Annotated in this window: 24 protein-coding genes; 15 read left to right on the top strand and 9 right to left on the bottom strand. The window is 35.7% G+C overall.

The window, feature by feature from the left end; translation table 11 throughout:
* Positions 1 to 40: 40 nt before the first annotated feature.
* Positions 41 to 277 carry a NifU family protein gene (locus tag BCER98_RS17980; protein ID WP_012096008.1) on the bottom strand — a complete coding sequence of 79 codons (237 nt, stop codon included), beginning with the start codon at positions 275 to 277 and terminating at the stop codon, positions 41 to 43.
* Between the two features lie 210 nt (positions 278 to 487).
* Here BCER98_RS17980 and BCER98_RS17975 point away from each other — a divergent pair, with 210 nt between their 5' ends.
* From BCER98_RS17975 to BCER98_RS17960, 4 genes are all read left to right on the top strand, one after another.
* Positions 488 to 814: a YuzD family protein gene (locus BCER98_RS17975; protein WP_012096007.1), complete on the top strand. Its 327-nt coding sequence runs from the start codon at positions 488 to 490 to the stop codon at positions 812 to 814.
* Between the two features lie 101 nt (positions 815 to 915).
* Positions 916 to 1,686, top strand: a complete 771-nt coding sequence (locus tag BCER98_RS17970; protein WP_048723211.1) for a nucleotidyltransferase family protein — start codon at positions 916 to 918, stop codon at positions 1,684 to 1,686.
* A gap of 249 nt (positions 1,687 to 1,935) precedes the next feature.
* Positions 1,936 to 2,415: a DUF2975 domain-containing protein gene (locus tag BCER98_RS17965; protein WP_012096005.1), complete on the top strand. Its 480-nt coding sequence runs from the start codon at positions 1,936 to 1,938 to the stop codon at positions 2,413 to 2,415.
* 10 nt (positions 2,416 to 2,425) lie between these two features.
* The gene (locus BCER98_RS17960; RefSeq protein WP_012096004.1) at positions 2,426 to 2,659 is read left to right on the top strand and encodes a helix-turn-helix domain-containing protein; all 234 of its coding nucleotides are present in this window, start codon (positions 2,426 to 2,428) and stop codon (positions 2,657 to 2,659) included.
* 152 nt (positions 2,660 to 2,811) lie between these two features.
* On the opposite strand, the gene BCER98_RS21440 is transcribed toward BCER98_RS17960, so the two are convergent.
* Positions 2,812 to 2,973: a YqbF domain-containing protein gene (locus tag BCER98_RS21440; RefSeq protein WP_081428410.1), complete on the bottom strand. Its 162-nt coding sequence runs from the start codon at positions 2,971 to 2,973 to the stop codon at positions 2,812 to 2,814.
* Positions 2,974 to 3,263: 290 nt separating this feature from the next.
* Between BCER98_RS21440 and BCER98_RS17955 the strand changes: the two genes are divergently transcribed.
* Entirely contained in the window at positions 3,264 to 3,596 is a 333-nt protein-coding gene (locus tag BCER98_RS17955) for a zinc ribbon domain-containing protein YjdM (RefSeq protein WP_012096003.1), read from the top strand.
* A gap of 48 nt (positions 3,597 to 3,644) precedes the next feature.
* On the opposite strand, the gene BCER98_RS17950 is transcribed toward BCER98_RS17955, so the two are convergent.
* Positions 3,645 to 4,715 (bottom strand): NAD(P)/FAD-dependent oxidoreductase, encoded by a 1,071-nt coding sequence (locus BCER98_RS17950; protein WP_012096002.1) that lies wholly within the window; start codon positions 4,713 to 4,715, stop codon positions 3,645 to 3,647.
* A gap of 291 nt (positions 4,716 to 5,006) precedes the next feature.
* On the opposite strand from BCER98_RS17950, the gene BCER98_RS17945 reads away from it, so the two are divergent.
* The 5 genes from BCER98_RS17945 to BCER98_RS17925 all read left to right on the top strand — a co-directional run bounded on the left by BCER98_RS17945 (position 5,007) and on the right by BCER98_RS17925 (position 8,512).
* A complete protein-coding gene (locus BCER98_RS17945) occupies positions 5,007 to 5,249 on the top strand; it encodes a YuzB family protein (protein WP_012096001.1) in 243 nt (80 codons plus the stop codon).
* A gap of 107 nt (positions 5,250 to 5,356) precedes the next feature.
* Positions 5,357 to 6,583, top strand: a complete 1,227-nt coding sequence (locus BCER98_RS17940; RefSeq protein WP_012096000.1) for a NupC/NupG family nucleoside CNT transporter — start codon at positions 5,357 to 5,359, stop codon at positions 6,581 to 6,583.
* A gap of 175 nt (positions 6,584 to 6,758) precedes the next feature.
* A complete protein-coding gene (gene dapF, locus BCER98_RS17935) occupies positions 6,759 to 7,625 on the top strand; it encodes a diaminopimelate epimerase (protein WP_012095999.1) in 867 nt (288 codons plus the stop codon).
* Positions 7,626 to 7,661: 36 nt separating this feature from the next.
* Positions 7,662 to 8,015, top strand: coding sequence for a HesB/IscA family protein (locus BCER98_RS17930; protein WP_012095998.1), 354 nt, complete (start codon positions 7,662 to 7,664; stop codon positions 8,013 to 8,015).
* 143 nt (positions 8,016 to 8,158) lie between these two features.
* Positions 8,159 to 8,512: a YxeA family protein gene (locus tag BCER98_RS17925; protein WP_012095997.1), complete on the top strand. Its 354-nt coding sequence runs from the start codon at positions 8,159 to 8,161 to the stop codon at positions 8,510 to 8,512.
* 24 nt (positions 8,513 to 8,536) lie between these two features.
* On the opposite strand, the gene BCER98_RS17920 is transcribed toward BCER98_RS17925, so the two are convergent.
* The 5 genes from BCER98_RS17920 to BCER98_RS17905 form a co-directional block, all read right to left on the bottom strand.
* A complete protein-coding gene (locus BCER98_RS17920; RefSeq protein WP_012095996.1) occupies positions 8,537 to 8,998 on the bottom strand; it encodes a DUF523 domain-containing protein in 462 nt (153 codons plus the stop codon).
* A 91-nt stretch (positions 8,999 to 9,089) separates the two neighbouring features.
* Entirely contained in the window at positions 9,090 to 10,337 is a 1,248-nt protein-coding gene (locus BCER98_RS17915) for an MFS transporter (protein WP_012095995.1), read from the bottom strand.
* Between the two features lie 276 nt (positions 10,338 to 10,613).
* The gene (locus tag BCER98_RS17910; RefSeq protein WP_012095994.1) at positions 10,614 to 10,931 is read right to left on the bottom strand and encodes a DUF4870 domain-containing protein; all 318 of its coding nucleotides are present in this window, start codon (positions 10,929 to 10,931) and stop codon (positions 10,614 to 10,616) included.
* A gap of 185 nt (positions 10,932 to 11,116) precedes the next feature.
* Entirely contained in the window at positions 11,117 to 11,242 is a 126-nt protein-coding gene (locus BCER98_RS23425) for a hypothetical protein (RefSeq protein WP_255816144.1), read from the bottom strand.
* A gap of 180 nt (positions 11,243 to 11,422) precedes the next feature.
* Positions 11,423 to 12,412 (bottom strand): NAD(P)/FAD-dependent oxidoreductase, encoded by a 990-nt coding sequence (locus BCER98_RS17905; RefSeq protein WP_012095993.1) that lies wholly within the window; start codon positions 12,410 to 12,412, stop codon positions 11,423 to 11,425.
* A 449-nt stretch (positions 12,413 to 12,861) separates the two neighbouring features.
* On the opposite strand from BCER98_RS17905, the gene BCER98_RS17900 reads away from it, so the two are divergent.
* A complete protein-coding gene (locus BCER98_RS17900) occupies positions 12,862 to 14,070 on the top strand; it encodes an NAD(P)/FAD-dependent oxidoreductase (RefSeq protein WP_012095992.1) in 1,209 nt (402 codons plus the stop codon).
* Between the two features lie 53 nt (positions 14,071 to 14,123).
* Here the strand turns inward: BCER98_RS17900 and BCER98_RS17895 are convergent, their stop codons facing one another.
* Complete coding sequence (locus BCER98_RS17895; protein ID WP_012095991.1) at positions 14,124 to 14,558, bottom strand: DUF5391 family protein; 435 nt, start codon at positions 14,556 to 14,558, stop codon at positions 14,124 to 14,126.
* Positions 14,559 to 14,794: 236 nt separating this feature from the next.
* Between BCER98_RS17895 and BCER98_RS17890 the strand changes: the two genes are divergently transcribed.
* The 4 genes from BCER98_RS17890 to BCER98_RS17875 all read left to right on the top strand — a co-directional run bounded on the left by BCER98_RS17890 (position 14,795) and on the right by BCER98_RS17875 (position 16,640).
* Positions 14,795 to 15,301, top strand: a complete 507-nt coding sequence (locus tag BCER98_RS17890; RefSeq protein WP_012095990.1) for an NUDIX hydrolase — start codon at positions 14,795 to 14,797, stop codon at positions 15,299 to 15,301.
* Positions 15,298 to 15,615, top strand: a complete 318-nt coding sequence (locus BCER98_RS17885; protein WP_012095989.1) for a YuiB family protein — start codon at positions 15,298 to 15,300, stop codon at positions 15,613 to 15,615. Before BCER98_RS17890 ends, BCER98_RS17885 begins: the two co-directional genes overlap by 4 nt.
* 85 nt (positions 15,616 to 15,700) lie before the next feature.
* The gene (locus BCER98_RS17880) at positions 15,701 to 16,327 is read left to right on the top strand and encodes a 3D domain-containing protein (RefSeq protein WP_041810598.1); all 627 of its coding nucleotides are present in this window, start codon (positions 15,701 to 15,703) and stop codon (positions 16,325 to 16,327) included.
* A gap of 103 nt (positions 16,328 to 16,430) precedes the next feature.
* On the top strand, positions 16,431 to 16,640 hold the full coding sequence (locus BCER98_RS17875) for a DUF309 domain-containing protein (protein ID WP_012095987.1): 210 nt from the start codon (positions 16,431 to 16,433) through the stop codon (positions 16,638 to 16,640).
* Positions 16,641 to 16,654: the final 14 nt, after the last annotated feature.

Here is a 16,654-nt window from a genome sequence, read left to right as displayed (position 1 = left end):
TTTTTGAGGAGATTCTGAGCAAGCCGCCTTCGCTTTGCAATTAAAATACTTGCTCTACTTCGATTACGCCTGGTACTTCTTCTAGTAGTGCGCGTTCGATACCAGCTTTTAATGTAATTGTAGAACTTGGGCAGCTTCCGCATGCACCCATAAGGCGTAGTTTTACGATACCATCTTCAATATCTACTAATTCAACGTCACCGCCATCGCGAAGTAAGAACGGACGTAATTTATCTAATACTTCTAGTACTTGTTCTTGCATGTTTGGGTTTTCCATTTTTATCGACTCCTTTCATCCATTTTATTATAATCAAGATACAGGGGAAAATCTATTTTTTCTGTTCTTGTTTTATTGTCGAAATGTGCAATCATGTTTACAATGTGTTTTTTCAGTATAGGGGTATAGTATGAACTTGTAAAGTGATGCGCTTATGTAGTTAAGGTATCTGAATATGCTGTTAGAACAGGAAGTTAGGGGGAAAAAAGAATGATTCATGTTCAAGTGTATGGTGCAAAAGTGATTTGTGCAAGCTGCGTTGGAATGCCATCTTCAACGGAAACGTTTGAGTGGTTGCAAGCAGCAATTGGTCGTAAGTATGAAGGAAAAGAAGATCAATTTAAATTTGAATACATCGATATTCAAGAAGAGCAAGAAGATGCAAAGAAGAAAGCTTTTGCAGAGCGCGTTATTGAAGAAGATTTATTTTATCCAGTTGTTGTTGTCAACGGAGAAATCGTTGGAGAAGGAAATCCTCGTTTGAAAGATGTATATGAAGAGATTGAGAAATATTTATCAATTGAAAAGCCTTTGTGAATGCAAAGGTTTTTTTAATAACTATAAAAGGAAAAATATTGAAGGCGGTGTGAGAAATAGATATCGTGAAGCAAGAAGTACCAGAAGAAGTAAAAGAGTTAATGGCACAATATGTAAGTAGGCTACAAGAAATATTGTTAGATGAAGAACTGGTAGGAGTATATGTGTACGGTTCCGTTGCGTTAGGTGCATTTTGCTATGCGACAAGTGATATTGATTTTATTACAGTAACAAGCAAAAGGATGGAGGAAGATATGCAATTTCAAATAAAGAAATTGCATAAAACCCTCAGTAAGCATAAGCTTGGAAAACGAATGGATGGTATGTATATTTCTGTCGCTGATTTAGGAAAAAGAAATGAGGAGATAGAAGAGTATATGTACTGCGCAAATGGAAAAATAAACATAGGACACTGGGATATAAATGCAGTGACGTGGTGGACGTTAAAGAATCAAGGAATTACTGTTACGGGACTGGAGGCAAAGGAACTTCCTTTTCACCCATCATGGAGCGATGTTCAAAGAACGATGAAATATAATGTAGAGAAATATTGGAGTGAAAAAATATCGCGTCCTTATTTATTTCTTAGTGGGGAATGGGTAGAATCAGCTATTGTGACAATGGGGCGTATAGTTGTTACTCTCGAGCAAAAAAGAATTGTTTCAAAAGATGAAGGGTTGCAATATATGATGAGGTCTTCTTCTGAAAAATGGAAGCCCTTATTCTGGGAGGTTGGACGTATAAGAAGGAATGCGGGAGAAAGGCGGATGATTTCCATATGGAGAAGAGCAAAGATGACGCGGCAGTATTTGGTTAGTACGATTGAACTATGTAAAAAGAAATTGGAAGAGAAAAAAGATGTATACAAATAGTAGGTAGTTTCGTTTCTCTGCATACTCTAAGTAATAGAGTGAAATCAGCTATTGTCAATATGAGAGATGATATTGATTTTATTAAATTCGTACCGGTTCAATGATTCAAAGTCAAAGAGCATTTCTTATGATAAAGAAATGCTCTTTTTATATAATAATAAAAAAATAATGTTAATAAATAAAAATTTATTGTAAAACGATAAAAATGTGTTAAAATCAAATTTGCAATCAATAAGAGAGGTGCTGTCTATGAAACGAGAAACATTCTTTTTAAAAATAGCTGTTATTCTTATCGGTATTCCAATTTTTGCTTTATGTATATTTTTAGTACCTAAGATAGGGAATTTTGCAGCAGAATTGTATCCAGATATTGTTTATATGAAATATCTCGTTCTAATTGATTTGTATGCAGCGGCGATTCCTTTTTACTTTGCTTTGTATCAAGCTTTCAAACTTTTGCAATATATTGATCGGAATGAAGCGTTCTCGGAATTATCTGTAAGAGCTTTAAAGAATATAAAGAACTGTGCTATTACAATTAGTAGCTTGTATGTGATAGGTCTGCCACTCTTCTATCTCATTGCGGAGAGAGATGATGCCCCTGGCATTATATTAATTGGATTGGTCATTATTTTTACTTCAACGGTTATCGCAGTTTTTGCTGCTGTTCTTCAAAAGCTATTAAAAAATGCTGTAGATATAAAGACAGAAAATGATTTAACGGTTTGAGGTGAATAATATGGCAATTATAATCAATATTGATGTGATGCTAGCTAAAAGAAAAATGAGTGTAACAGAACTTTCAGAGAAGGTTGGGATTACAATGGCTAACCTTTCCATATTAAAAAATGGAAAAGCAAAAGCAATTCGGTTTTCAACTTTAGAGGCAATTTGCAAAGCATTAGAATGCCAACCTGGAGATATTTTAGAATATAAAATGGAAGAAGGTTATGAAAGTAATCGCAATGAATAATGATTTTTAATGAATAAGCGTTGTCGTATTATAGAATCGAAACGATAGATGAATGATAATCTTTTTTTAGTAATGAAAACAAAAAAACGCTTGGCAAAACTCAAGCGTTTTTTTGTACGAATTATATAACTGAAAATCGTGTCATCCTTGTTTCAGGAAGGAGAAGAAGCTTCTTCCTCTGTACGCACTTCAAAACATTCATTTTTACATAGATATTTAAAAATTCTTTGTGTTACTTTTTCCTCTTGATCTAATAAAAAACGATGATTAAAAGCATAGAAGGATTGCCCTTTAATTAATTTTACATAATACATCACATAGACCTCCATTATATACAATTGTAATAATTCACTATTATGTTATCCATTATTTGGATATTGATACTTAGAGATTTTCACAAGGTTTGTTTAAAATAGGATAAAAATGAGAAGGTAAGGAAGGGTTGTTATTACGAGGAGACTATGGCAGTATATAAAAATATAGGAAATTCTTATATACAATTCATTTCAAATTTTTAGTAGCGATTCTCACGCAGTTATCCATAAGAAATGGAAAAGAATTTTTGTACAAGAATTGAGAATGATAAATTGGAGGAAAGAAAATTATGTCTAATGTACCAAATTGTCCAAAATGTAATTCGGAGTATACATATGAAGATGGAGCTCTTTTTGTATGCCCAGAATGTACACATGAGTGGAATTTAGAATCGGAAGCAGAAGATGTGAAAGTTGTAAAAGATGCGAATGGAAATGTTTTGCAAGATGGTGATTCTGTATCTGTTATTAAAGATTTAAAGGTGAAAGGAACGTCATCTGTTATTAAAATTGGTACAAAAGTAAAGAATATCCGTCTTGTTGATGGTGATCATGATATTGACTGTAAAATTGATGGTTTCGGAGCAATGAAATTAAAGTCTCAATTTGTTAAAAAAATATAATTGTGAAGAAAGAAGAAAAACAAGAGCTAAAAACTCTTGTTTTTCTCTTTACCCGTTATGATATTTATACATCCAGAGAATACCGGATTTTAGTAGTCTTGGCACGCGTCCCATTAGCGGTTGATTTGCCAATAAGCCGAAACCGTGTTTTTTACCAAGAGAGCCGAGAACTCCTTTTAATTTAATAACAGGTAGCTCGTCAGGAAGTGGCTCATTATTCCAACGTTTCAGCAATATTTGGACAATCTGTTCGCCTTGCCCTTCAGCTAATTGTGCAGAAGGGGCATGTGGAAGCGATGCACAATCACCTACAACATATACATGCTCGTTATTCGGAATATTGTGATATTTTGTTAATATAACCCGTCCGCTACTATCATGTTCGACGGGAAGGTTTCGAACAACTTCATTAGCTTGAATGCCAGCTGTCCATACAATTGCGTCACAAGGAAGCGGTTCGTCATGGTTGTACACAATGTTGGGCTCTACTTTCGTAATATTAGAGTTCCGTATAATGGTAACTTTATGTTTTATGAACCATTTTTCTACGTATCTACTTAATTTCTCTGGAAACGGGAATAAAATGCGTTCTTTTCGATCGAATAAGTAAATTGTTAAATCAGGACGACTTTCGCGGAGTTCACTTGCTACTTCAACACCGCTTAATCCAGCACCAACAACCGCTACTGTTGCATTTGGTTCTAAGCTGTTTAATTGTTCGTACGTTTTACGTGTTTGTTCAATGGATTGTAGACTGTGTGTATATTCCTTTGCCCCTGGAACATTGTGATATTTGTCTTCACAGCCAAGCCCGATAATTAAATCATCATATTGAATTTCTTCACCGCCATCGAGATGAACGCTTTTGTTTTCAAGGTCAACATTCGTTACAGTTCCATATTGAATGTTGAGGCGTGGATGCTCTGGAAACGGAATGCGAATATGAGTTTCTGAAATTGTCCCCGCCACTAATGCATAGTATTCTGTCTTAAAACAATGGTATGGTACCTTGTCGATTAATGTCACTTGGACATCATCTGGAAGCTGATTGTTTGGAAGAAGCCGCTGTAGAATTCTCATTCCACCGTAGCCACCACCCAATAACACGAGGTGTTTCATGATGGATTACCCCTTTTCTGTTGAAATATCCCCTAATCATAAAATTGTATATTGAAAAAATATTTTGACTTTACTCACTCAAATTATATCGAATTTGTGAACAAATAACAATGCATGAATGAGCACTCTGTTGTACAATAAGAAGAAAAGTGGGATAAGCTGTTGCGATTTACCAATTGATTTGAAATAAAACAGTATACCCAATCAATGGTTTAGTTAGTGTAATGAATACAACAAGAAATGGCAGCATTTTCTTCTGATAGAATGATTTGAACAGTTATAGGGGGGAGTTTGTTGGTTAAACCATTAATCGAATTTTGCGTAGGTAACCTTGCGAGTGGTTCACAAGCAGCGTTTGAAGAGCTAGAAAAAGATCCAAACTTAGATGTTATGGAATACGGTTGCCTTGGCTATTGTGGTATTTGCTTTGAGGGACCATTTGCGCTTGTAAATGGTGAAGTTGTACAGGGTACTACAGTAGAAGAACTTGTGAAAAATATATATGATTATTTGGAAGAAAATCCAATGTTTTAAGGTGTTACAGCGATGTAACACCTTTTGTTTTGTCACTTATTTCATGAGGAGTAAAAATTTATTTGGAGGAAATGCTAACAAAGAATTTGAAGCTGTGAGGTGACAAAATGAATATTATTTGGGGAGTAATTGGCATTATCGTTATTCTTTTTATTGGATATTTGCTTTCAAATAACAAACGTGCAATCTCATTGCGTACTGTATTTGGTGGACTTGCGATTCAAGTATTGTTTGGTTTTATCGTGCTAGAGTGGGACTTTGGTCGAAGTGTATTAGAGAAAGTAACACAGTTTGTTCAAAGAATCATGGATTTTGCGAATGCTGGAATATTATTTTTATTTGGTAATTTAGGAGATCCAACGAAAATGGCGGGATTTGTTTTTGCGTTTCGTGTACTCCCAATTTTAATTTTTCTATCTTCAGTTATTGCGATTTTATATCACTTGGGAATTATGCAATGGATGGTTCGGAGTATTGGAGGAGCTTTAGCAAAGCTATTAGGAACAAGTCAATCAGAATCATTATCTGCAGCGGCAAATATTTTTTTAGGACAGACGGAAGCGCCGCTTGTCATTCGTCCGTATATGCCGCATTTAACGAAGTCCGAACTATTTGCTGTAATGGTTGGGGGATTAGCGTCAGTATCAGGCTCAACTCTATTTGGATATGCTGCACTAGGTGTGCCGCTTAAATTTTTATTAGCAGCAAGCGTAATGGCAGCGCCAGCTGGGCTTATTATGGCAAAATTATTGTTCCCCGAAACAGAAAAGAAAGAAGTGTGCACGATTTCGAAAGAGGATGAAAAAGATGAGCGTAAAAAGCCAACTAACGTAATTGATGCAGCAGCACGCGGGGCAGCTGATGGATTATCACTCGCTTTAAATGTAGGCGCAATGCTGATTGCTTTTATTGCTGTCATTGCTCTTTTAAATGGAATTGTAGGTGGAATCGGCGGTCTGTTCGGTTATTCTAATTTATCATTACAACTTATATTGGGATATATTTTTTCGCCACTTGCGTTTGCTATTGGGGTACCGTGGACAGAAGCAATTACCGCAGGAGGGTTTATTGGGGAAAAATTAATTTTAAATGAGTTTGTGGCGTTTACGGACTTTGCTCCGCAAATGGGAAAGCTTTCAGAGAAAACAACAGCGATGATTACATTCGCATTGTGCGGATTTGCCAACCTTTCTTCCGTAGCCATTTTACTTGGTGGTCTTGGCGGGATGGCACCGAATCGGCGAGGCGACATTGCTAAATTTGGTGTGAAGTCTATCATAGCTGGTACATTAGCAAATTTATTGAGCGCTGCAATTGCAGGGATGTTTGCATGAAATAAAAAAGGCCCTTTTAAGAAGGGCTTTTTCTTACACAATTCGTGTAAGAACGACTTCGATAAGGAAGTCGCCAAAACGTTGTCAAATATGAGAAACGGGGGACATTCATATTGTGTTCCAAAAGCATGCATTTTATACTTAAAACAATAAATTATTTTTGGAGTGAATCAGAATGAGCCAATTTTCTTTTACAAAAATGCATGGTCTTGGAAATAGCTATATATATGTAAATATGTTTGAAGAACATATTCCAGAGGAAGAACTAGCTCTTGTAGCAGAGAAAGTTTCGAACAGAAATACCGGCATTGGGGCTGATGGAATGATTTTAATTTGTCCATCTGAAGTAGCACCAGTAAAAATGCGTATGTTTAATAATGATGGCTCAGAGGGAAAGAGTTGTGGAAATGGGCTTCGCTGTGTAGCGAAATATGCATATGAGCATAAATTAGTAGAAGAAACGATTTTTACGATTGAAACATTAGCTGGTATTGTAACAGCTGAGGTAACAGTCGAGAATGATATTGTTACACTCGTTAAAATTGATATGGGGGCACCTCGTTTAACACGTGCGGAGTTACCGATGCTTGGAGAAGGAGAAACGCCGTTTATTCGTGAGGACTTTCTATTTCATAATCAACGTTATGCATTTACAGCAGTTTCTATGGGAAATCCACATGCTGTAATTTTTGTTGATGATGTAGAAAAGGCACCTCTTACAACACTGGGACCTGTACTTGAGAATCATGAAATGTTTCCAGAACGGGTAAATGTTGAGTTCATTGAAATTTTGAATGAAACAGAGATGAATTTCCGCGTATGGGAACGTGGATCAGGTGTAACGCAAGCATGTGGAACGGGAGCGTGTGCATCTGTTGTAGCAGCAATCTTAAATGGAAAAATGGAGCGCGGTAAAGAAATTACGGTTCATTTAGCTGGCGGTGACTTAATGATTACGTGGACAGAAGAAGGAACTGTAATGATGAAAGGACCAGCAGAAGTGATTTGTCACGGAGTGTATGAGTACAAGATAGAAGCATAAAGATGTATAATAGAATAAGAAAGGAAGGTGGATTTTATGATTACTGTAACACAACAAGCAGCATTTCAAATTAAGGATATGTTAAAAGATGCTGAAGATGGAGAAAGATATGTTCGCTTTGCCGTTCATGGCGGAGGATGTAGCGGTCTTTCTTACGGTTTAGGATTTGAAAGAGAACCAAATGAAGACGACACAGTTCTTGAATTTCATGGTGTTGAATTTGTTATTGATAAAGAAAGTGCTCCGATTGTAAAAGGAGTAAAAATTGATTATAAGCAATCGATGCTTGGCGGCGGATTTACAATCGACAATCCAAACGCAATCGCATCATGCGGATGTGGATCTTCTTTCCGTACAGCGACGAATGCTGGTAAGCCGGAGGAATGCTAATAAATTAGAACCTTCTCATCCAAAAAAAGAGAAGGTTCTTTTTGATATCTTACAAAAGTGTAATATTTATGTCACGTTTATGAATTTCTTTTTTTATTATATAAGTTTATGATATCGATATAATAAAAAATGAGGTGAATCACGTGAAACGATATATTGCACTTTTTAGTATTTTAATCGTATTTGCTAGTGTTTTAGTTGGTTGTGATTTGAATCGTATGGGGAAAGATACGTACTATGTTCAAATTACAGTGGATGGAAAAGTATATGAAGGAAAAGCGGATGATGGTACAAGATATACAGATTATCAATATAAATTAGCAGGATTTGATGAAGAAGGAAAGGAAAAAACAATGGAATTTACTGCGCAGAAAAATCTTCGCAAAGAAGCATTTCTTCGCATTTATTACTCCGATAAAAAAGGGGTAACAGCTTGGGAGGAAGTACAGAAGGATGAGCTTCCTGCAAAAGTGAAAGAAAAATTAGGTGTAAAATAATAAAGAAGGAGTTGGCTTTTTCGGTCAACTCCTTTTTTCATGTGCAAATTCTTCTTCTGAAATAACTGTAAATCCATGTCTTCGAAAGAGTGCTGTTGTAACGCCATATCCAGCTTGTTTCTTTCCATTAAATTCTCCTGTATAAATTGTAGAACTACCGCAAGAAGGGCTGCGCTCTTTTAAAATAATGTACGCGGGGTTTAAATCTTTTATTGTTTCTAAAGCTTTATAAGCGCCTTGTATAAAGGCATCTGTCACATCGTTTCCGTTTTTATCTTGCACTCTTGCCTTTCCATCTAGCACGTCATCTCCATTGCCACCAATGATTTCTGCTGGTGGGCGCGGAGTTGGTAATCCGCCTAGTACTTCTGGACAGACAAGAACGGTGTCTTCTTTTTGTAATAACTCATCTATTTTAGAAACAAGATTATCATTGCCGTCGTAACGGCAAGCGATACCAGCTAAACAAGCGCTAATTACAATCATGTTTTTCTACCTCAGTTCTTAAAAGGATAAATGCTTAGTGTACGACACAACGAACAACAGAGTCATGCATTATACATGACCCTTTTGTTCATCAATCAAATTTTCGTACAACGGGAACGCGAATGGCAACGAATAATACAAAGAGAATGACCGCAATCGCGCCGCTTTTCATAATGGTAACGATTGGAATACCGGCAGCGAGTGCAAGGGATGTAAGAGCATAAGAAATTGGAATGAATCCCATTGATGAAAGCATGAGTAAGCTCATTACGCGCCCCATCATTTCTTCTTTAACAGTAGATTGAATCATTGCCATTAAAGGAACAATTGCCATAGCAATCGTAATTCCGTAAAATGCGCCAGCTAACAATGCTTGCCACAGTGTTGTACTAAAGTTAATCGATAAGAAGAATACCCCAGATAAAAGCATCATGATAATACAAAATAGGCCCCGTCTTCGACTAATATTTTTCAGGCCAACGATAATAGCTCCAATTGCCATTCCGCCTCCAACGGATGCTTCTAAATAACTAAATTGAAGAGAATCGCCGTGCAATACATTTTTGATAAACAATGGAAATCCAACTTGCATAGGGCCGATTAAAAATAAATTTAAAAAGGCGCTACAAATTAAGAATGTGGACAGAAATGGCGATTTTCTTACATATAAAATTCCTTCTTTAATAGATGTAAACATCCCTTTATTTGAATCTGATTGTTCTTGCACGGTAGATTGTATTTTTTGGACAAGTATAGCGGCTATAATAAGTAAAAGAATTGTAATGGTAAAAATCGTTTCATAATTACTAAATTTAATCAGGATGCCACCGAGTACAGGTCCTAAAATAACAGATGCTTGGTTTGTCATTTGGGTTAGTGAGTTTGCTTGTGTTAAGCGCTGTTTTTCAACAAGTTCAGGTAAAATGGATCCGTCTGCGGACCAGAAAAAAGCATCTGCTAGTCCAAAGAATAAAGCGAAGAAAGCAAATGTATATAAGGTTACGTCACCGATGACAAACCAAGTTAAGATGGTTGCTACAATAATAGCACGAACGATATTGGAGTAAAACATAATATTTTTTTTCGGAAATTTGTCTGCCACAGCTCCTCCTACAATCATAAAGATTAGTCTTGGGACGCTAAGTGCAACAAAGACAACACCGAGGGAAGCTTCGAGATTTAATGTTTTCGCGATGTACCATGTTTGAGAAAAGGTAAAAAAGGCTAATGCAAAACTTGAAAAAAGAGTAGCTGCCCAGAGGAAAAGGAAATTTGTATTTTTTAATAATGGATTCCCATTTTCTTCTAAAACAGACTTGTTTCGTTGTAATTCCTCCATATTGCATCCTTTCTATGTCACAAATTTGAAGCAGTATAAAATTTCTATTAACATTTGTTTTAACCGCTATGTTTAGGTAATAAACCTAAAAAGTAAAATAAACGAAGAAAACATCCCTTGATTAAAAAATAATCCTTTATGTAGTTTTGAATATTTCCATACTACACTTTTTCATTGTAGACAATAATAACAGATTTGCCCAGTATATTTTTAAAGATAAGAAGGGGAAGAACCATCAGATCTACTCTCATTATGAGGTGTCTGATGGTTCTCTTTTCAAGATTTCAGCACTTGAATTCCCTTTACAATATTCCAAATAAAGAAATATATGCTAATGATTCCGCAAATTCCTATAATGATAATTGAACCGATACCAAGTGTTATGTCAGGTTGATTAGAAGTAATTCCTAACATCCCGATTATAATCATTCCTAAAAAAGCTGTAATCCCTGGAATAATATGAGTCCAAAGCGCTTTTTTTGCATGAATCTTCGTTTCGTTTTCACCAATTATCCAAATAATGATAGGGAATATAATGGGAGCAAAGAAAACGCTCCAATACGAAAGCGCAGCTAATATTTTATTTCCATTCATCTATCTCACCTCGTAAATGTATGTGGTTGTAATAGTTTTAGTATGTGAAAAATGCTGAAAAGTAATATGTATTTTCCTTGCAACCTTATACGAGGGAAAAATATGGCAGGTAACAATTATATCAATGTGAAGATGATAAGCCCAAAAGTGATGACCATTCCTAACATCCCTTTTAATTTGGTTTTCTACCACAATTGGATAGAAAGTACTATTCCTCCAACTAAAACAAGAGGAATGGCAATCATATCTGAAAAATGACGTTCTAACGTTCTTTTCGTAGCTGCTCGATATATTTCCGTTTGTACTTCCATATGATCTCTCTCCCACCCCAATTTGAGTGATTATATAAATTATACCTTATGCATGTACGCTGGAGGTTAAAAATAAAATATGTTATTAAAAAAAACAGAATTTTTCAGATATTATCTGCACGTAATAAAAAAGAGGTGCGATTTCTACACGAGAAATTGCACCTCTTTTTTATTTATACGTTAAAACATACTAGAGCTATGCATTGGTTGTAATTTTGCACTTGGGTCAAAGTAAGCTTTTGCATTATTTACTGCTGTTGGTGCTTCGCCAAAACCACATGCAATTAGTTTTACTTTTCCTTCATATGTACAAACATCTCCTGCTGCATAAATACCTGGAATATTTGTTTCCATTTTCGAATTTACAACGATGCTGTTTTTTTGAATGTTTAAGCCCCAGTTTTTAATGGGACCAAGGGAAGAGACGAAACCATAATTTACGATGACATCATCAACATCAATGACGACTTTTTCTTCTGTTTTGACATGTTGCAAAACAACTTGTTCAATCTGCTCTTCACCGATTAGTTCTACTGGAACATAAGGTGTTTTTATATCTGCCCGAGAATTTATTAGATTTTCTACACTATGTTCATGAGCACGGAATTTATCACGACGATGAATAATGGTTACTTGCTCAGCGATTGGTTCTAACATTAATGTCCAGTCTACTGCAGAGTCACCACCGCCAAATACAACAACGCGTTTTCTGGCAAATTTATTCATGTCATCAACGAAATAGTGCAAGTTTTTCTTTTCAAATTTCTGTGCACCATCTAATTCTAAGCGGCGTGGTTGGAAAGCACCATTACCAGCTGTAATAATGACAGATTTAGAGTAGTGTGTTTGTTTATTTGTTACGAGTTTAAACACGCCATCAGCTTGCTTTTCAAGAGTTTCCACTGCTTCTTCTAAGCAAATGGTAGGATCAAATTTTTTCATTTGTTCTTTTAAATTGTCTACTAACTCTTGCGCACGTACTTTTGGGAATCCTGCAACGTCATAAATATATTTTTCAGGGTATAGTGCGGACAATTGTCCTCCAAGTTGCGGTAGGCTTTCAATAATTTTTACACTTGCCTGTCGCATCCCGCCATAAAATGCTGTAAATAGTCCGGTTGGACCACCACCAATAATTGTTATATCGTACACATTTTGATTTTCTGTCATTATTTATTCCCCCTATAGATGGAATTTGGATATTGATTCCATATATTGTTCATATGTATACGGAAATCCTGCAAAGGACTGTAAGTTAACATAAATGATAGCATATTTTTGTTCCTAATACGTAAGAAAGCGACTGAATTGTTTGTAAGCTTCTGCATAGATTAATTAGAAATGTATAAAATATACAAATAGGAAAATACATGAAAAAGAGGGGGAGAAACCCTTGAAAACGCTATGTTATTTTAAAATATTGATAATTCTCTAGGTGCTTGAATTCTGAAATAAAACCGAATAATATAGGGAAGTATTATGTTAATTTTTTATGACAAATTTCGTACGAATTTTTGAATACGTTTTGTTATGAATGAGAATGTGATAAATTCCACATTCTTGACAAATTAGGTGTTATCGCTTATTGCGAGTATATAAAAGAAAAGGGTTGTGATTCAGTGAAAACTCCAAAAATCGTAGTTTTAGGCGCAGGTTATGGTGGGATGATTACGACTGTTCGCCTACAAAAAACATTATCTGCAAGTGAAGCTGAAATTACGCTAGTAAATAACAACAGCTATCACTACCAAACAACTTGGTTACATGAAAGTGCAGCTGGTACTTTACATCATGATAAAGTCCGTCTAGATATTCAAGACGTTATTGATACAAATAAAGTAAACTTTGTGCAAGATACAGTTGTAGAAATTAAAGCGGCTGAAAAACGTGTAATTTTAAAAAATAGCGAGTTAAAGTATGATTACTTAGTCATCGGTCTAGGCTTCGAGTCTGAAACATTTGGTATTAAAGGGTTAAAAGAGCATGCATTCTCTATTACTAACATTAATACCACTCGTCAAATTCGTGAGCATATGGAATATAAATTCGCTCAATATGCGACTGAAAAACGCGATGAATTAGTAACAATCGTTGTAGGTGGCGCAGGATTCACAGGCATCGAGTATGTAGGAGAACTGGCTAATCGAATTCCTGAACTGTGCAAAGAATATGATGTTCCACGTGAGAAAGTACGTATCATCTGTGTAGAAGCTGCTCCAACAGCGCTTCCAGGTTTTGACCCAGAATTAGTTGAATACGCTGTAAAACAGTTAGAGAAAAAAGGCGTAGAATTTCGCATCGGTACAGCAATTAAAGAAGCAACTGAAGAAGGTATTCTTGTTGCAAACGGTGATGATGTAGAATTAATTAAATCTGAAACTGTTGTTTGGGCTGCAGGTGTTCGTGGTAATGGTATTGTAGAAGAGTCTGGATTTGAAGCGATGCGCGGTCGCGTAAAGGTCGATGAATTTATGCGTGCTCCAGGTCAAGAAAATGTATTCATGGTTGGTGACGCAGCATTAATCATCAATGAAGAAATTAACCGTCCATATCCACCGACAGCACAAATTGCAATTCAACAAGGTTACAATATTGCCCACAATTTATCTGTATTAATTCGTGGAAAAGGCGAAATGAAAAAGTTCGTATTTGATAATAAAGGATCTGTATGTTCATTAGGACATGACGATGCAATGGGTGTTGTGATGGGGAAAAAATTAACGGGCTGGAAAGCTTCTTTCATGAAGAAAGTAATTGATAACCGTTACTTATTCCTACTTGGTGGACCTTTATTAGTTCTGAAAAAAGGGAAATTGAAGTTCTTTTAATATATAGTAAAAAAGCAGAAACGGCTGACCGTTTCTGCTTTTTTACTGCCATTTCAATTTGCATTTAGCGTATAAGTAGAATTTCTTTTTGAGCGAAAAGCAACAAAAAACCAAATGATATTTGTGATGATTAGCGCCATGCAAACGATGATGACTCCTAAGAAAGAGTAGGCATGATAGTCACTTGTATGTATGATCATATATACGACTGCAAGTATTACAAGATTGATGAATATTCCCATGCCACAAAGAATAGCCATGATGAATCGTATTGCACGTATTCCTGCTATATAAAGAAGTAGAGGTACGCTATAAAATAGTAAAATCGTGCCGATGGATTTCCACATGCCTAAAGAGTTAAACTGATTTGCATTCGGTCCAAAATCAGCAAGTGGCGAAAGGGAAGAAACAACTAGGACAGAGCAGAAGAAGAAAGCAGAAACGAGTGTAACAAATACAATACTGGATTTTTTTGATCGATTTCTCATTTGTTTTTTTACTCCTTTTTCAAATGAATAGGTATGTTGTAGTATACAAGGAAGAATTTTTGAGGGGATTTAAGATCTTTCCTCAGGAAAGGACTTCTCTATATTAACATTAAATCGAATATATGGAAAATTTAAATAAGAAAAGGAAGACTTATATTATTCTCACTGAAAAATGTAGTATAATAAATAGAAAAGAATGAATATTCTGCTCGTTTAAGCGGAAGGGGTTTTACATCATGGAGAAGCGTGGGAAAGTTTGGTTAGCTGTAAGTGGACTAGTAGTGACAAATGATGGAAGATGGCTGTTTGTTAAGAAAAAATATAGTGGATTAAAAGGGAAATGGTCATTACCAGCGGGCTTTGTTAATGAAGGAGAAACAATTGATGAAGCTGTGAAACGAGAAGTTTTAGAAGAGACAGGTATTACGGCACACGTGAAAGGCGTAATTGGTATTCGTTCCGGTGTGATTCATGATGAAATTAGTGATAATATGATTATTTTTCTATTGGAACCGGAAGGGGAAGAGATTACGGTTCAAGAAGAAGAATTGTCGGAAGTGGCATTTTTACACCCAAAAGATATCGCATATGACCAAAATACTTCCATATTAATTCGATATTTATTAGAGGGAAATATAGGACCAATTCTTGAGATGGATATGACACTCAATCCAGGAAAGCAATTCGGATATACAGCATATCATGTATTTACGGCGGGGGAAAAGGGGGGCGAGAACAATTGAGTATACCAGTACTCCTTATTTCAATGATGTTGTTTTTTATTTTGTTTTTTGGAATTGGATTTTTACTTAACATGATTTTACGTGCTACGTGGATAATGGTTATGATTTATCCAATCATTTGCATGTTCATCGTTAATAAAGCAAGCGTTTGGGACTATTTTTCAAAGCCATCAGAAACATTTTCTTCAGTTGGAACAAGGGTATCTCATCTTGGACAAGCGGACCTATTTATTTTATCAACAGGATTCATAGGAGCAATTTTGGCTGGCATTGTAATTAAGAAGCTTCGAAAAAGTGGCTATCAAATGTTTTAATCTCCAATTTGTTTGGAGATTTTTTTTTGCATATTTCTTTATCGTATCGGGAATGACTAATGATGAAGGAGTGTGGAATATAAAAATGTTAAAACGATATGCTATTCGCATTATGATGACTTGTTTATTTGTGACAGCGTTATGTGTAACATGGAAGGCATTCACAGGAATTTCTTTTATGGACATTGTCAAAACATATCAAGAAAGCAATGTAAAAGAAGTGCATGCGGCAGAAAGAAAAGAGCAAGTTGTTCCAAGTAAAGAAGTAATAAATGCTTTAGAACAGGCAAATGACTGGTCTAAATATCGTATGATGGAAGTAACGGCAACTGGATATACGTCAGGTGCTGAATCAACAGGAAAAAGCCCTGAACACCCAGAGTATGGAATTACATATTCAGGGGTCAAAGTGAAAAGGGATTTATATTCTACAATCGCAGCAGATTTACGAGTATTTCCTATTGGAACAATTTTATTTATTCCAGGGTATGGATACGGCGTTGTAGCGGATAAAGGTGGCGCTATAAAGGGAAATAGGCTGGATTTATATTATGAAACTGTTCAGGATGTATACAGCCAATGGGGAAAGAAAAAGGTAAATGTATATGTTGTAAAAATGGGAAATGGTAAATTAACGGAAGATGAGTTAACGATGTTGAATCAAGATGAAACGATGCAAGTATTTCGTGGCCAATATTTGAAACAGAGATAGTCTAGTGAAATGAACACTAGACTTTTTTCTTTGTCCTGTTTCGCAATATAAGAAAACAGGGTGGAAAAGTGAAGAAGTATCCTTTAGCGTATTACAAGTTTTTGTGAAATATAACGCAGCAGATTATGATACATGTCATGATTGGTTAGAAGAAATGTGGTTGGAAGAGCGCAGTAATCTGTTTCTTAAAGGATTATTACAATTAGTAGTTGCTCAGTATCCTTCTAGCTACGGAAATGTAAAAGGAGCACGTTTGATGATGGAAGTAGCAGAGCAATATTTACAGCCATACGACCAGTTCATTGGGATTTAGATGTAGACAAGGTG

The sequence above is a fragment of the Bacillus cytotoxicus NVH 391-98 genome (genome assembly GCF_000017425.1).
Lineage (GTDB): Bacteria > Bacillota > Bacilli > Bacillales > Bacillaceae_G > Bacillus_A > Bacillus_A cytotoxicus.
The sequence above is the reverse complement of the archived record's forward strand: the minus strand, read 5'-3'. Positions and strand labels throughout refer to the sequence as shown.